At 62.9% G+C, this 13130-nt stretch carries 13 protein-coding genes and 1 tRNA gene; 9 read left to right on the top strand and 5 right to left on the bottom strand.

Annotated elements, in window-relative coordinates; genetic code table 11:
- Positions 1-26: 26 nt before the first annotated feature.
- On the top strand, positions 27-1286 hold the full coding sequence (locus tag C7G61_RS08670; RefSeq protein ID WP_108514073.1) for an MFS transporter: 1260 nt from the start codon (positions 27-29) through the stop codon (positions 1284-1286).
- A 24-nt stretch (positions 1287-1310) separates the two neighbouring features.
- On the opposite strand, the gene C7G61_RS08665 is transcribed toward C7G61_RS08670, so the two are convergent.
- Positions 1311-2288 (bottom strand): tripartite tricarboxylate transporter substrate binding protein, encoded by a 978-nt coding sequence (locus tag C7G61_RS08665; RefSeq protein ID WP_108514072.1) that lies wholly within the window; start codon positions 2286-2288, stop codon positions 1311-1313.
- 97 nt (positions 2289-2385) lie between these two features.
- Positions 2386-3186, bottom strand: coding sequence for a transporter substrate-binding domain-containing protein (locus C7G61_RS08660; protein ID WP_108513686.1), 801 nt, complete (start codon positions 3184-3186; stop codon positions 2386-2388).
- Between the two features lie 121 nt (positions 3187-3307).
- On the opposite strand from C7G61_RS08660, the gene C7G61_RS08655 reads away from it, so the two are divergent.
- The 7 genes from C7G61_RS08655 to C7G61_RS08625 all read left to right on the top strand — a co-directional run bounded on the left by C7G61_RS08655 (position 3308) and on the right by C7G61_RS08625 (position 9344).
- On the top strand, positions 3308-4033 hold the full coding sequence (locus C7G61_RS08655) for a TetR/AcrR family transcriptional regulator (protein WP_108513685.1): 726 nt from the start codon (positions 3308-3310) through the stop codon (positions 4031-4033).
- Between the two features lie 13 nt (positions 4034-4046).
- The gene (locus C7G61_RS08650) at positions 4047-4949 is read left to right on the top strand and encodes an amidohydrolase family protein (RefSeq protein ID WP_244608196.1); all 903 of its coding nucleotides are present in this window, start codon (positions 4047-4049) and stop codon (positions 4947-4949) included.
- A 14-nt stretch (positions 4950-4963) separates the two neighbouring features.
- Positions 4964-5968 (top strand): Bug family tripartite tricarboxylate transporter substrate binding protein, encoded by a 1005-nt coding sequence (locus C7G61_RS08645; RefSeq protein WP_190241733.1) that lies wholly within the window; start codon positions 4964-4966, stop codon positions 5966-5968.
- Positions 5969-6023: 55 nt separating this feature from the next.
- Positions 6024-6749 carry a PIG-L deacetylase family protein gene (locus tag C7G61_RS08640; RefSeq protein WP_108513684.1) on the top strand — a complete coding sequence of 242 codons (726 nt, stop codon included), beginning with the start codon at positions 6024-6026 and terminating at the stop codon, positions 6747-6749.
- Positions 6746-7438 (top strand): 4-carboxy-4-hydroxy-2-oxoadipate aldolase/oxaloacetate decarboxylase, encoded by a 693-nt coding sequence (locus C7G61_RS08635; protein ID WP_108513683.1) that lies wholly within the window; start codon positions 6746-6748, stop codon positions 7436-7438. The genes C7G61_RS08640 and C7G61_RS08635 overlap by 4 nt, the downstream gene beginning before the upstream one ends.
- Before the next feature lie 7 nt (positions 7439-7445).
- Positions 7446-8288, top strand: coding sequence for a substrate-binding domain-containing protein (locus C7G61_RS08630; RefSeq protein WP_108514069.1), 843 nt, complete (start codon positions 7446-7448; stop codon positions 8286-8288).
- A gap of 96 nt (positions 8289-8384) precedes the next feature.
- Positions 8385-9344 (top strand): catechol 2,3-dioxygenase, encoded by a 960-nt coding sequence (locus C7G61_RS08625; RefSeq protein ID WP_108513682.1) that lies wholly within the window; start codon positions 8385-8387, stop codon positions 9342-9344.
- Between the two features lie 42 nt (positions 9345-9386).
- Here the strand turns inward: C7G61_RS08625 and C7G61_RS08620 are convergent, their stop codons facing one another.
- A complete protein-coding gene (locus C7G61_RS08620) occupies positions 9387-10703 on the bottom strand; it encodes an acyltransferase family protein (RefSeq protein ID WP_108513681.1) in 1317 nt (438 codons plus the stop codon).
- A 199-nt stretch (positions 10704-10902) separates the two neighbouring features.
- Here C7G61_RS08620 and C7G61_RS08615 point away from each other — a divergent pair, with 199 nt between their 5' ends.
- Positions 10903-12111, top strand: coding sequence for a cytochrome P450 (locus C7G61_RS08615; protein WP_108513680.1), 1209 nt, complete (start codon positions 10903-10905; stop codon positions 12109-12111).
- Positions 12112-12144: 33 nt separating this feature from the next.
- Here the strand turns inward: C7G61_RS08615 and C7G61_RS08610 are convergent.
- Both C7G61_RS08610 and C7G61_RS08605 read right to left on the bottom strand, forming a co-directional pair.
- A tRNA-Gln gene (locus C7G61_RS08610) sits at positions 12145-12218 on the bottom strand.
- Positions 12219-12410: 192 nt separating this feature from the next.
- Complete coding sequence (locus C7G61_RS08605) at positions 12411-13115, bottom strand: TetR/AcrR family transcriptional regulator (RefSeq protein WP_108513679.1); 705 nt, start codon at positions 13113-13115, stop codon at positions 12411-12413.
- Positions 13116-13130: the final 15 nt, after the last annotated feature.

The raw sequence follows: 13130 nt of genomic DNA, 5'->3' as shown, positions 1-13130 counted from the left end.
ACCGCGATGAACCGCGACAACGCATCTTGAGCGAGCCCGCGCGGCCTTCCGCGCTCGCACCATTCCGTATCAGGAATTATCGTTTTCAGTGGCCGGCCGATCTGCTCACCTCGTGGGCGTTCGAGATGGAGACGCTGATTCTCGGCTGGTACGTGCTGGTCGAGACCGGTTCGGTGCTGTTGCTCACTCTGTTCGCCTCGCTCGGTTATGTCGGTACGCTGGTCGCGCCGATGTTCGGCGTCGTTGGCGACCGGATTGGTCACCGCGATCTGCTGGCGATGATGCGCGCGACCTACGCGGTGCTGGCGGCCGTGTTGATGACGTTGGCGCTGTCGGGCCAACTCGCGCCGCTCTATGTGTTCATGGTCGCGGCCGTCATGGGCATCGTCCGCCCATCGGACCTCGGTGTGCGCGGCGCTTTGGTGGCGACCATCATGCCGCATGGCCAGTTGATCGGGGCGATCAGCATCTCGCGCACGACGATGGATACCGCGCGCATCGCCGGCGCGCTGAGCGGCGCCGGATTGTTTGCCGCGCTCGGCATGGGCCCGGCCTATGTGGCGATCGTCTGCCTTTATATTACGGCTACCGCGCTGACGCTGTGCATCGTGGCTCCGGCAAAGCCGCAACTCGCGGGCGCGGCTGCCAGCGAGGCGTTGCAGCGTTCGCCGCTGCGCGACCTCAAGGAGGGAGTGGCCTATGTCTGGACCACGCCGCGGATGCAGGCTGCGCTGTGGGTGGCGTTCCTCGCCAACCTGACGGCCTATCCGCTCTCCAACGGCCTGCTGCCCTACATCGCCAGGGCGATCTACGGCACCAACCAGACCGGGCTTGGCTATCTGTCGGCGAGTTTTGCAATCGGCTCGCTGGCCGGTTCGATCGTGTTGAGTTTGATCCGCGATCTCCGGGTGGCGCGGCTGATGATCGGCGCCACCGTCGTCTGGTATGCGACCTTGCTGATCTTCGTGCAGATGCAGACCGTGCCGACCGCGATTGCGTGCCTGGTGGTGGCGGGCTTCTCGCAAAGCCTCGCCATGATCTCGATCGCCGTCATCCTGATGCGGACCGCGAGCGAGAATTTCCGCGGCCGGGTGATGGGCGTGCGCATGATGGTGATCTATGGCCTGCCGATCGGCCTATTGGCCGCCGGCAGCCTGATCGACGAGATCGGATTCGCGGCGACCGGAACACTCTACGCGACGGCCGGCCTCGCCTTGATGCTGGCGGTCATGCTGCACTGGCGCGCCGATCTGTGGCACGTGCATGCGCCGGCGAATGCGCGGTGACCGTGCAAAGCCGGCTCGATGACCTCACTGCATCTTGATATTCGCCTCTTTCAGCACCGGCTCCCATTTCGCGGCCTCAGTGCGCATGAAGGCGTCGAAATCCTTTGGCGAGTTGCCGACCGGCGTGGCGCCCATCTTTTCCAGCGCGGTCAGAACCACCGGATCTTTCAGCGCGGCGGCAAGGTCGGCGTGGATCCTGGCGACCAGGTCAGGCGCCATGCCGGCGGGGCCGAGAAAACCCCACCAGACCGAGGCGTCATAGCCGGGGATGCCTGCCTCCGCGATCGTGGGAACGTCAGGCAATGCCTTCGAGCGCTGCGCCGTCGTCACCGCAAGTGCGCGCACCGCATTGCCTTCGAGTTGGCCGACGACTTCGGGCAGCGGATTGACGCTCATCGGAATCTCGCCTGATATGACTGCGGTGAGGGCAGGGGCGCCGCCCTTGTAGGGGATCGCCTGGATCTTGACCTTGGCCATGTAGTTGAGAAGCTCACCGGCGAGATGGGCCGAGGTGCCGTTGCCGGACATGCCATACGATAATGACTCCGGCTTTTCGCGCGCGGTCGCCAGCAACTCCTGCAAATTCTTCACCGGGCTGTTTTTGGACACCACGATCGCCAGCGGCGAATAGGCGATCTCGCTGATGGCAGTAAAATCCTTGAAGGTGTCGTAGGGCAGTTTTGGATAGAAGAACTGGTTCAGCGGATGGCCGCTTGCCACCAGGATCAGCGTGTAACCGTCCGGCGCCGATTGCGTGAGCGCCTGCGACGCGATAGTCCCGCCGGCGCCCGGACGATTTTCGATGACCGGCTGCTGTCCCCAGGTCTTCGACAGCGATTGCCCGAGCGTGCGCGCCAGCACGTCGACGGCGCCGCCGGCGGCGTAGGGCACCAGGATGCGCACGGGTTTGGTCGGGAACGGCTCCGCATAAACGTTGGTGCCGGCCAGCGAAAGCAGGGCGGCGGCGACGACACTGCGGATGATTGTTCTGCGTGGGGGCATGAGAAAAGGTCCTTTTTGGCTGGGCGTATCATTTGAGAATTTCATGCGTGCACCTCATTCGTGCGCGCCAGTTCGTGAAGCTGCGGCGTGGACATCGCTACTCCGCAGCCGAAATCATGGCGCCGCGCAATCCGGCGCGTGCGATCGCGGCTCCCACCACGCCTTCCGACTTCACCTCGTTGGTGAACTGGCGGATGAAAGCCATTGCCTGCTCGCGTCCCTTGGGAATGGCGATGGCGTGCCGCTCGATCCCCCAGCGGCCTTCGAGCACTTTCGACCCCGGCAGCTTCTCCGCCATTTCGAACAGCGTGGCCTTGTTGGTCGCGTAGGCATTGATCGCGCCGGTCGACATCATCTCGATCGCGACGTCGAAGGTGGCGGCGCGAACGATCTGGGCATGCTTGAAGTCGCGCGAAAGGGTGGCGTCGGAAGAACTGCCCGCAGTCACGCCGACGCGCAGCCCCGGTGCGTCCATCTCCGCCGGCGCTGTCAGCGCTGATCCGCGCGGGACGAGATAGCCGAGCTCGATTTCGAGAAAGGGCGGACCGAAATCCATGTCGCGCGCCCGTACCGGCGTCGCATTGGTGAAGGCGACGTCGACCTCTCCGCTTTTGACAGCGGCGAGGACTTCGGCGTTCTTGGCGAACACGACCGGCTCATAGGGGACGCCAAGCCGGCGCGCGAGCTCCTTGCCGAGATCGTAGCCGACGCCGCGCGGCTCGCCCGATCCGGCATCCGGCAGGATCGAGGTCGGGGTGCCCGGATAGAGTCCAGCCCGCAGCACGCCTGATGGCGCCAGTATCAGGCGCGGTTCCGGATCGGCCGCGATGGCAGGGCCGACGCCACGCCAGGCCAGTGCGCCGGCAACGATCAGAAACGCAACGATGATCCGGCGCATCCGGCGGTTCTCCCTTGTCATCCAGGGCCAGTCGCGGTGGCGGCTCGCCACCCAGATGTTTGTTGACTAGACCTGATATTTTGTACAAACGTACAAAACTCAAGAGCGGAAAGCAAATGCCATGACGCGAAATCCCAACATGCGGGAAGCCATTCTGAGCGCGGCCGAACTGTTGTTCTCGACGCGCGGCTTCAATGCCGTGTCGATCCGCGACATCGCGCTGGAAGCGGGCGCCAATCCGGGCAGCATCACCTATCACTTCAAGAGCAAGGACGGCTTGCTGCTCGAAATTTACAAGCGCCATTGCGGGCCGATGAACAAGCGCCGCATCGAGTTGCTGGTGGCGGCACGGCGCGTGCGCGACGTTCAGGACCGGCTGGAAGCGATCGTGCGCGCCTATGTGCAGCCGGCGTTTTCATCGAGCAGCGACCTTGCCGGCGGCGGGGCGCGGTTCACGCGGCTGCGCGCCGTGATGTCGGCCGAAGGCAACGCCGTGGTGGGGCGCATCATCGCCGAGATCTTCGACGACACCACCAACGCGTTCATCGAGGCGATCGAGGAAAGCCTGCCGCATCTGCCGCGGACAACGATCGTGTGGCGGTCGCAGTTCCTGCTCGGCGCACTCTATTATACCCTCGTCAGCCCGGAGCGGGTCACGCGGCTGTCGCGCGGCGAAGCCGATGGCGCAGATATGGCGGAAGCGATCGAGCAACTCGTCGCGTCGACGGTCGCCTCGTTGCAGGCGTCAGATGTAGATCATCTCGACACAGCCTCACGCCAGACGAAGTCCATCCAGCCGCCCGCAAAGGGCGCTGCTGGAAAGCGGAAAGAAAATTCGACTTCATGAGTATCGAGACGCCATGAAGCGCGACCAAGAAACTGCAGAAGGCACCATGCACAAGCCGACGATTCCCGGACCCGATCCCGATACACGAACGCCGAAGTTCAAGCTCCCGGCGCTGGCGTGCGACGCGCATACCCACATCTTCGGCCCTGGTAACAAATACCCCTATGCGCCGGGACGGCCCTATACGCCGCCCGATGCGCCGCTGGAGGATTTCCGGGCGCTGCACGGGAAGATCGGGATCGGCCGCGCGGTCATCGTCAATGCCAGCGTGCACGGCACCGACAATCGGGTGGCACTGGATGCCATCGCCGTGAGCAACGGGACCTTCCGCGCCGTCGCCAATATCGACGATAGCATTACTGAGCGTGGCCTTCGCGAACTGCATGAAGGCGGGTTTCGCGGCTGCCGCTTCAACTTCGTGCGCCATCTCGGCGGGGTGCCTGACATGAGGGTGTTCCATCGCGTCGTCGCGATGGTCGCGCCGCTCGGCTGGCACATCGACCTGCATTTCGACGCGGTCGACCTGCCTGAATATGCCGAGATGCTGGCAAAATTGCCGGTGCGTTACACCATCGATCACATGGGGCGCGTCAAGGCATCTGACGGTCTCGACCAGCTTCCGTTCCGGACCTTGATTGACCTGATGACGCGGGATGAGAAATGCTGGGTCAAGGTGTGCGGCTGCGAGCGGGTGTCCTCCGACGGACCGCCGTTCCACGACGCGGTTCCGTTCGCGCGGCGTATTATCGAAACCGCGCCCGATCGCGTGATCTGGGGGACCGACTGGCCGCACCCGAACGTCAAGGTGATGCCCAACGACGGCGATCTGGTCGACCTCATTCCCTTGTTTGCGCCGGAGCTAGAACTGCAGCAGAAGATCCTGGTCGATAATCCGGCGCGGCTGTTCGAGTTTTGAAGGAGGGCTGCGCGATGGCGGACAAGCGCGAGCGACACACTCTGAGCCGGCGCCGCGCGTCGTTCGCCGGGATGGCTGCGCTGGCCGCGACATTGTTGCTGCCGCAAATCGCCGACGCGCAAAACTATCCGAACCGGCCGGTGCGGCTGATCCTGCCGTTCGGCGCGGGCGGCGTTGCCGACGTCACGGCGCGGCTCGTTACCGAAAAACTCGGCGAAAAGCTCGGCCAGCGCTTCGTCATCGAGAACATGCCGGGCGCCGGCGGCATCAACGCCGCGCGCGCCGTGCTGTCGGCACCAGCGGACGGCTACACGCTGGCGCTGCTGTCTAACGGCACCGCGATTTCCGTCTCGCTGTTCAAGAACCTGACGTTCAATCCGGTGACCGATTTCGTTCCGGTGTCGAGCATGGGTTATTTCGACTTCATCTTCGTCACCCAGGCCGGCACGCCATATGGGACGCTGGCTGAATTCATCAAGGCGGCCAAGGCAAAACCCGGTACGCTCAATGTCGGCACCATCAACGTCGGGTCGACCCAGAACCTCGCCGCGCAATTGTTCAAATCGACCGCCGGTGTCGATGTCACCATCGTGCCGTTCCGCAGTTCGCCGGATGTGCTGGTCGCGCTTCTGCGCGGCGATATCCAGATGGCGATCGAGAACTACAGCGCGGTGCAGTCGCATGTTGCCGACAAGGCGGCCATTGCGGTGTCGTCTTCGGGTACGATCCGCACCGCATTCCTGCCTGATGTTCCGACGGTGAAGGAAGCAGGCGGCGGCGATTTCGAGGCGCGGTCCTGGAACGCGATTTTTGCGCCCAAGGGCACGCCGCCGGAGGTGATCGCGACGCTGAACGCGGCGTTGCGCGAGGTGCTCGAAATGCCGGAGTTAAAGAAGCGCGCGCTCGATCTCGGCATCGAGGCCAAGGCCAGCTCACCCGAGGAAATCCTCGACCGGCTCAAGGCCGATATCGACAAATGGGCAGTAGTGATCGAGCGGGCAGGAATTGCCAAACAATAGTCACGCGGCCGGTGCGGCCGGCCACGTGTACAAATCGAAGGAGGAAATCCCGATTATGAGCAATGCTGGCAAAACGGGCCTGGTGGTCACGGCGCATCCCGGCGATTTCGTCTGGCGCGCGGGCGGCGCAATCGCGCTGCATGTGAAGAAAGGTTATCGCGTCAAGATTGCCTGCCTGTCGTTCGGCGAGCGCGGCGAAAGCCAGTTCGCCTGGAAGGAGGCGGGGGCGACGATGGAGAAGGTCAAGGCGGGCCGGCGCGACGAGGCGCAGCGCGCGGCGGAGATGTTGGGTGCGGAAATCGAATTCTTCGACGCCGGTGACTATCCGCTGCGGCTGACGGATAAGCATTTCGACCGCATGATCGATATCTACCGCGAACTCAATCCGTCCTTCGTGCTGACGCACGCGCTGGAGGATCCCTATAATTTCGATCATCCAAACGCGGCGCACTTCGCGCAGGAAACCCGCGTGGTCGCGCAGGCGATGGGTCACAAGCCCGGCGCCAAATACACTTATTCCGCGCCGCCGGTGTTTTTGTTCGAACCGCATCAGCCGGAGATGTGCAATTTCAAGCCGCAGGTGATCCTCAACATCGACGAGGTCTGGGAGATCAAACGCAAGACGTTCGAAATTCTCGCCGCGCAAAAGCACCTGTGGGCCTACTATGAGCGGGTGGCGCTGCAGCGGGGCGTGCAGGGCGGCCGCAATACGGGCAAGCCGATGACTTATGGCGAGGCCTATCAGCGGCTGTTCCCGATGGCGATGGAGGAATTGGCATGAAGACGGTCGTCGTCCGCAACATCAAGCGAACCGATGCCGAGCTCGTGAACCGACTGGGCGCGCTCGGCGTCGCCACCGCACACGAGGCCTATGGCCGCTTCGGGCTGATGAAGCCCTATCTGCGTCCGGTCTGGAGCGGGGCCGAGACATCGGGCACCGCCGTGACCGTGCTGGCGCAGCCCGGCGACAACTGGATGATCCATGTCGCGGTCGAGCAGTGCCAGCCCGGCGACATCCTGGTGGTCGGCTGCACGACGGATAACACCGACGGCATGTTCGGCGATCTGCTCGCGACTTCGCTGATGGCGCGTGGCGTCAAGGGGCTCGTTATCGACGCCGGCGTTCGCGACGCCAAATCGCTTCGTGAAATGGGCTTTCCGGTGTGGTCGAAGGCGATCTCGGCCAAGGGCACGGTCAAGGCAACGCTCGGCGCGGTCAACGTGCCGGTGGTCTGCGCCGGCATCAATGTGGTGCCGGGCGATGCTGTGGTCGCCGATGATGACGGCGTGGTGGTGATCGGGCGCAAGGACGCCGCCGATGTAGTCGCCAAGGGCGAGAAGCGCGTCGCCGACGAAGACGGCAAGCGCAGGCAGTTGGCTGCGGGCGTGCTCGGGCTCGACATGTACAAGATGCGCGAGCCGCTGGCGAAGGCCGGCCTCGTCTATGTCGACGAGCTGGAGGAGGACTGAGGTGGCGATGCGCCTGCGCACTTTGCTCGGCGACCATCCAGGTACGTCGGCGCTGAAGAGTGGATCGATCGGATCGGATCTGGTCGAGCTCGATTTCGCAGAGTATTCGCCGACCAACAAGGGCTTCAAGCCGATGGTCCGCGAAGGAGCGTTCGACGTCTCGGAGATGGCGATCGTCACTTACCTGATGGCGAAATCGTTCGGCAAGCCGATGGTGCTGCTGCCGGATGTCGTGCTGGCGCGGTTTCAGCACGGGCATGCGCTTTACAATGCAAGAGCGGGAAAGCTCGCGCCGCGTGACCTCAATGGCAAACGCGTCGGCATTCGCTCCTTCACCACCACGACCGGCGCATGGCTGCGCGGCATTCTTGCCAATGATTATGGTGTCGATCTGGATTCAATCGACTGGGTGACGTTCGAGGACGCCCATGTCACTGAGTTCGTAGACACGACGAAGCGGGCGGCCGTCGGCAAGCAGATCATCCAGATGCTGATCGATGGCGAACTCGATGCGGTGCTCGGCGAAAAATCGGATCATCCCGATTTGAAGCCGCTGTTTCCCGATATCGCCGCGGAACAGAAAGCCTGGTTTGACAAACACCAGGTGGTGCCGATCAATCACATGGTGGTGGTGAGCCGGACCTTGTCTGATCAGCACCCGGACGTGGTGCGGGAGGTCCATCGGCTGCTTGCCGAATCTGCCGCCGCTTCATCCGCGGCGCCGCGTTTTGACCGAGGCGAGATGCAGCGCTCGCTGCAATTGGTCATCGATTATTCGACGCAGCAAAAGCTCATCCCTCGTGCGTTCACGGTAGATGAACTGTTCGACGACGTGACGCGAGCGCTGTAACTGTAGGGTGGGCAAAGGCGCATTGCGCCGTGCCCACCATGTGGTTTGAACTGGTGGGCACGCTGCGCATTGCCCACCCTACGAGAGAGAGCGCCAATGACCCCCGAGCCGATTTTCGACCTCGCCCATCTCGGCCACATGGAACTGCTGACGCCTACGCCGGACGAGAGCCTGAAATTCTTCGTCGACGTCATGGGCATGACGGTCAGCGGCCAGAGGGGCGAGTCGGTCTATCTGCGCGGCTGGGATGACTACGAGCGCTATTCGCTCAAGCTGACGGCCTCGAAAACATCAGGCATGGAGCACATGGCGTTGCGCGCCCGCAGCCCGCAGGCGCTGGAGCGCCGCGTCGCCGCGCTCAAAGGCTCCGGCTTCGATATCGGGTGGGTTGACGGCGACATGGGGCAGGGGCCGGCGTTTCGCTGCCGCGATCCCGATGGCCATATCGTCGAGCTCTATTACGAGACCGAGTGGTACCAGGCGCCGCCCGAGCTCAAGCCGGCGCTGAAGAACCAGGCGCAGCGGTTTCCAGCGCGCGGCGTCAATGTCCGCCGGCTCGATCATCTCAATTGCCTTGCGGTGGACATCAAGGCCAACCGGCTGTTCTTCGAAAACTATCTGGGCCTCCGCACGACCGAGCAGATCGTGCTCAACGACGGCACGGAAGCGGCGATGTGGATGACGATGTCGAACAAGAGCTACGACTTTGCCTATACGCGCGATCATTACGGCAAGGCCGGACGCTTCCACCACGTCACCTACGCGCTCGACAGCCGTGAGGAAATTTTGCGCGCCGCCGACATCTTTCTCGAAAACGGCATCCACATCGAAACCGGCCCGCACAAGCACGCGATCCAGCAAACCTTCTTCCTGTATGTCTACGAGCCCGGCGGCAACCGCGTCGAGGTCGCCAACGCCGGCGCCCGCCTCATCCTAGCGCCCGATTGGAAGCCGATCGTCTGGACCGAGGAAGAGCGCAAGAAGGGCCAGGCCTGGGGGCTGAAGACGATCGAGTCGTTTCACACCCACGGTACGCCGCCGGTCACGATCGGCTGAGCCCGATCGGACCGCGTAGTTCTGCAGCCTGGTCGATCCGGGTCACATGCCAGCGGTGCCACGCCTGGACATAGCGCGCAACCGGTCGAGGCCTGTCTCGATCGAATTCCGCGTCGAGCGGGGGAATAACCTTGCGCTCAACCACGATATCCGGCCGGCGAATGCTGTCGCGATAATTCCGGACGTCGTTGCCGGCTTGGTGACGGCCGTCTTCGCCAGATGAATCGGCGAAAGCAGATCTCGGGCCGCATCCATCGCCGGCTTCTCGATCCAGCGATAGGTCAGCGCGGCGACGGGGACAATTAGCACGGTCAGGATGAGCGCCGGCAATACCGCCTGTTCCGGCGTTCCCAGCAGCATCAGCTTCTCCTCATTGTGCCAGCCCACCAGGTTGAGATGGGCCTTTTGCCCGACGAAGGAGACCCCCATCTTCATCACTTGAAACAGGAAGGTGTGGATCATGTAGATCGAATAAGACCACAAGCCGAGCTTTTGCAGGATGGACGAACGCAACACTTTCGAAACGGCGCCCTGATCGTATGAAAAGACGTAAAGGACGATGATCGCTAGCAGCGGAAACGCGTAGTGCGACGGGCCCCATGGTCTGGACGCAGCAAACGCAATGACCAGCACCACGCAGCACGCCTCCCATAAATTCGGCGCTGTCAGCTTCTCATCCGAACGCGCCCGCAGATGATACGCCAGGCAGCCCGCGAAGAAACCGAACATGGCCCGCAGGATGCCCCAGTCGGACGAGACAAACAGCGCTTCTGGCGAAACCTGGTAGAGCAGCGCTCCGGCCGCCAGACAGAGCGCAAGGAAGATCGCATAGCGCTGGCGCGGGAAAAGCATGACGACCGTCGCGAACAGGATCGACACGTAGAACTCGACGGCCGCACTCCAGGCGGGACCATTCCATGACAATCCAGCGTGCAGATTGAAAGACTGCAGAAACAGGATGTTCGTGGCGATCTCCCAGAGCGAGCGACCCGGACCGAAGGCCTGGGAATCCAGCGCGAACGCGGTATCGGCGCGGCTGAAGATGAACTTGCCGGTCTCAAGTCCGACGAACAGGGTCAACATCACGATGTGCAACGGCCAAAGGCGGGCAAACCTCATCGCCACGAAACGAATGCTCTCAGCGCCATCGTTGAGACGTTGGCCATAGGCGTGACAGAGCACGAAGCCGGACAGGGCGAAGAACATGTCCACGCAAAACTGCAGATTGGCGAATGAGCCGATATCTTTAAGAGCATGGTAAACGGGGACGTGGAACAAGACCACGAGCAGCGCGCAGACGCCGCGCAGCGCATCGAGTGCCTCAAAACGGGCCGCAATCGCAGATTTTGTTCCCAACATGATACATCTCGTCCATGGTTCTTTCAGGTTGTATCTCCGTCAGCAAGAGCGGGGCCACAAACCCGGCAAGACCGGGATCGGACCCTTCAGCATCCATGGCATGGTGCAGGTGAGAGACATCGTATCCCGAGGCCGTTGCGCCGATCATGTTCCGCACCACCTTGATGCATGGACGCAAACGACAACGTGAGGTGAGCCGATGGCAGAGCTCGTGGATTTCGTCAGCGAAGCTTTTCTCCGTGATCCTCAGGCGGGCGTCGCGCGTTTGCGCGCGGCTGGTCCCATCGTCGCGACAAAGTTTCCGATCATCGGCCGGGTCTGGGTCACCACGACCTATGAGACAACAGCGCGTGTGTTGAAGGACAGCACGCTGTTCACGCTGCGCAAGGACGGCGGGTCGCTCGCAGGCCTGCCCTGGTGGATGCCGAAATTCATCGCAGCGATCGCCAACAACATGCTGACGATGGACGAGCCGGACCACACGCGGCTGCGAAGTATCGTCGACGAGGCGTTCCGCCGCCGCGCGGTCCTCGACATGGAGCCGCACATCCGCGCCATCGCCGATCGCCTCGCCGGCGAATTATTTGCACAAGGCAGCCCGGCCGATCTGGTGCAGCGTTACGCGCGGATGCTGCCGCTTGCGGTGATCTGCGAGCTCTTGGGCCTCCCGACGGCCGACCGGCCGAAATTCATCGCCTGGGCCAATTCGATCGCGCATCTCACCAATGCATTCGGCTTTCTGCGGCTGATCGGCGGCCTCATCAAGATGCGGCGCTATCTGAAAGAACGCCTGCGGCTCGCCCGCGAAGAAGGCGGCGAAGGATTGATCGCCGAACTGGTGCGTGTCGAGAAGGAAGGCGGCCGCATCACGCCGGACGAGATGGTTTCGATGGTGTTTTTGCTGCTCGGCGCCGGGTCCGAGACCACGACGCATCTGATCAGCGGATCGGTTTTTGAGCTGCTGAAGGATCGGGATCGCCGCGACTGGCTCGCAGCGGACTGGAGCCGCGCGGGGCTTGCGGTCGAAGAATTCCTGCGCTTCGTCTCGCCGGTGCAATTCTCAAAGCCGCGCTACGTGCGCCAGGACGTCGATCTCGAGGGCGTGAAATTGAAGAAGGGCGACAGGGTCATGGCGATGATCGTCGCCGCCAACCTGGACAAGGAAGCCAATGAGTGCCCCGAACGGCTCGATCTGGAGCGGCGGCCGAACCGGCATCTATCGTTCGGAACAGGAATTCATTTTTGCCTCGGCCACCAGCTCGCTCGCATCGAAGGAATTTGCGCCCTGCAGGCGCTGTTCACGCGCTGGCCGGGATTAAAGCTGGCGGTTGAGCCGTCGCAAGTTCATTGGAGAAGAAGGCCCGGCATTCGCATGATCGCAGAGCTGCCGGTTGTAGCCGGCGTGTGATGAGGGCGGCTAAGGGGAAGGGCCGACAAAGTCTGGCTGGGGAACTAGGATTCGAACCTAGACAAACAGAGTCAGAGTCTGTTGTGCTACCGTTACACCATTCCCCAAGAATTGCTCAATGACATCAATATCTTAGGCGGATGTCCGGGCAATCGGCTGGAGCGGGATTTTGCAAATCACCGCTTTCGCTGGTGCGTCGTTCTACTCGCTCGGTCCGGGTCTTGGCAAGCGCGGAAGGAGGGGCATTTTCGGGGCGAATTGCAGGGGGCGCTGCGGGCGGCATTTGCCGCAGTACCGGGTCAGCTCCGCGAATGACGTGCCTGTTTTTTGCGCCCGCGCGAACGGCGAACGGTCGGCGCCGTCATCTCCGCCTGCAGCAATAGCAGCAGGCAATTCGCCAGCCGTTCTTCCATTTCGCGGTCGTGAATGGATAGCGGCCCGGGATCGTTGAGGATGGCGTTGACCAGCGTTCCCAGCACGATCTGGAAGCCGAACGCGATCGCGCGCGTTTTTGCCGCCTTGTTGGCCCGGCCCATGGCGGCAAGCAGGATCGGCGTGGCGTCCGCCACATTGGCGCCCGCCAATGCCTTGAATGTCGACCAGCGGTCCGGCCTGGTGTCGTCGTGCTGAAGTGCTGCGCGCAGGACGCCTTCGTGGTTTCGGATCCAGCCGATGGTCCCGCGGACGAGGAGGCGGCTGAGCTCGGCGAGATCGGCATCGGCCAGCCGCTTGTCTTCCTTCATCCGCGACAGCCTGCTTTCGCCGTCGCGCGCCGCAAGCGCCATCAAGGCATTGAAATAGGCGTCCTTGCTCTCGAACCGGCTGTAGAAGGCGCCGACGGTGGCGCCGACCTGGCGGCACAGCACCTCAATCGACAATTCCGCGAGGCTGTGCGTTCGCAACATCTCCGCGCCGGCCTGGAGCAGCGCGGCCGTGGTCTCGCGGCTGCGCTTCTGCCGCGACGGGGTCACGCCGGGAAGGTCGGGTTCGGCCGGTCGCTGCATCCGGAACTTGCGTCT

It is taken from the genome of Bradyrhizobium algeriense (assembly GCF_003062295.1).
GTDB classification, from domain to species: Bacteria; Pseudomonadota; Alphaproteobacteria; order Rhizobiales; family Xanthobacteraceae; genus Bradyrhizobium; species Bradyrhizobium algeriense.
Note: the sequence above shows the minus strand (reverse complement) of the source record. Positions and strands in the feature narration are given on the sequence as shown.

What these genes read in the sequence shown, in the direction of transcription:
- C7G61_RS08665 (WP_108514072.1), bottom strand. Translation starts at nt 2,288, where the DNA reads ATGCCCCCACGCAGAACAATCATCCGCAGTGTCGTCGCCGCCGCCCTG.
- C7G61_RS08660 (WP_108513686.1), bottom strand. Translation starts at nt 3,186, where the DNA reads ATGCGCCGGATCATCGTTGCGTTTCTGATCGTTGCCGGCGCACTGGCC.
- C7G61_RS08655 (WP_108513685.1), top strand. Translation starts at nt 3,308, where the DNA reads ATGACGCGAAATCCCAACATGCGGGAAGCCATTCTGAGCGCGGCCGAA.
- C7G61_RS08650 (WP_244608196.1), top strand. Translation starts at nt 4,047, where the DNA reads ATGAAGCGCGACCAAGAAACTGCAGAAGGCACCATGCACAAGCCGACG.
- C7G61_RS08645 (WP_190241733.1), top strand. Translation starts at nt 4,964, where the DNA reads ATGGCGGACAAGCGCGAGCGACACACTCTGAGCCGGCGCCGCGCGTCG.
- C7G61_RS08640 (WP_108513684.1), top strand. Translation starts at nt 6,024, where the DNA reads ATGAGCAATGCTGGCAAAACGGGCCTGGTGGTCACGGCGCATCCCGGC.
- C7G61_RS08635 (WP_108513683.1), top strand. Translation starts at nt 6,746, where the DNA reads ATGAAGACGGTCGTCGTCCGCAACATCAAGCGAACCGATGCCGAGCTC.
- C7G61_RS08630 (WP_108514069.1), top strand. Translation starts at nt 7,446, where the DNA reads ATGCGCCTGCGCACTTTGCTCGGCGACCATCCAGGTACGTCGGCGCTG.
- C7G61_RS08625 (WP_108513682.1), top strand. Translation starts at nt 8,385, where the DNA reads ATGACCCCCGAGCCGATTTTCGACCTCGCCCATCTCGGCCACATGGAA.
- C7G61_RS08620 (WP_108513681.1), bottom strand. Translation starts at nt 10,703, where the DNA reads ATGTTGGGAACAAAATCTGCGATTGCGGCCCGTTTTGAGGCACTCGAT.
- C7G61_RS08615 (WP_108513680.1), top strand. Translation starts at nt 10,903, where the DNA reads ATGGCAGAGCTCGTGGATTTCGTCAGCGAAGCTTTTCTCCGTGATCCT.
- C7G61_RS08605 (WP_108513679.1), bottom strand. Translation starts at nt 13,115, where the DNA reads ATGCAGCGACCGGCCGAACCCGACCTTCCCGGCGTGACCCCGTCGCGG.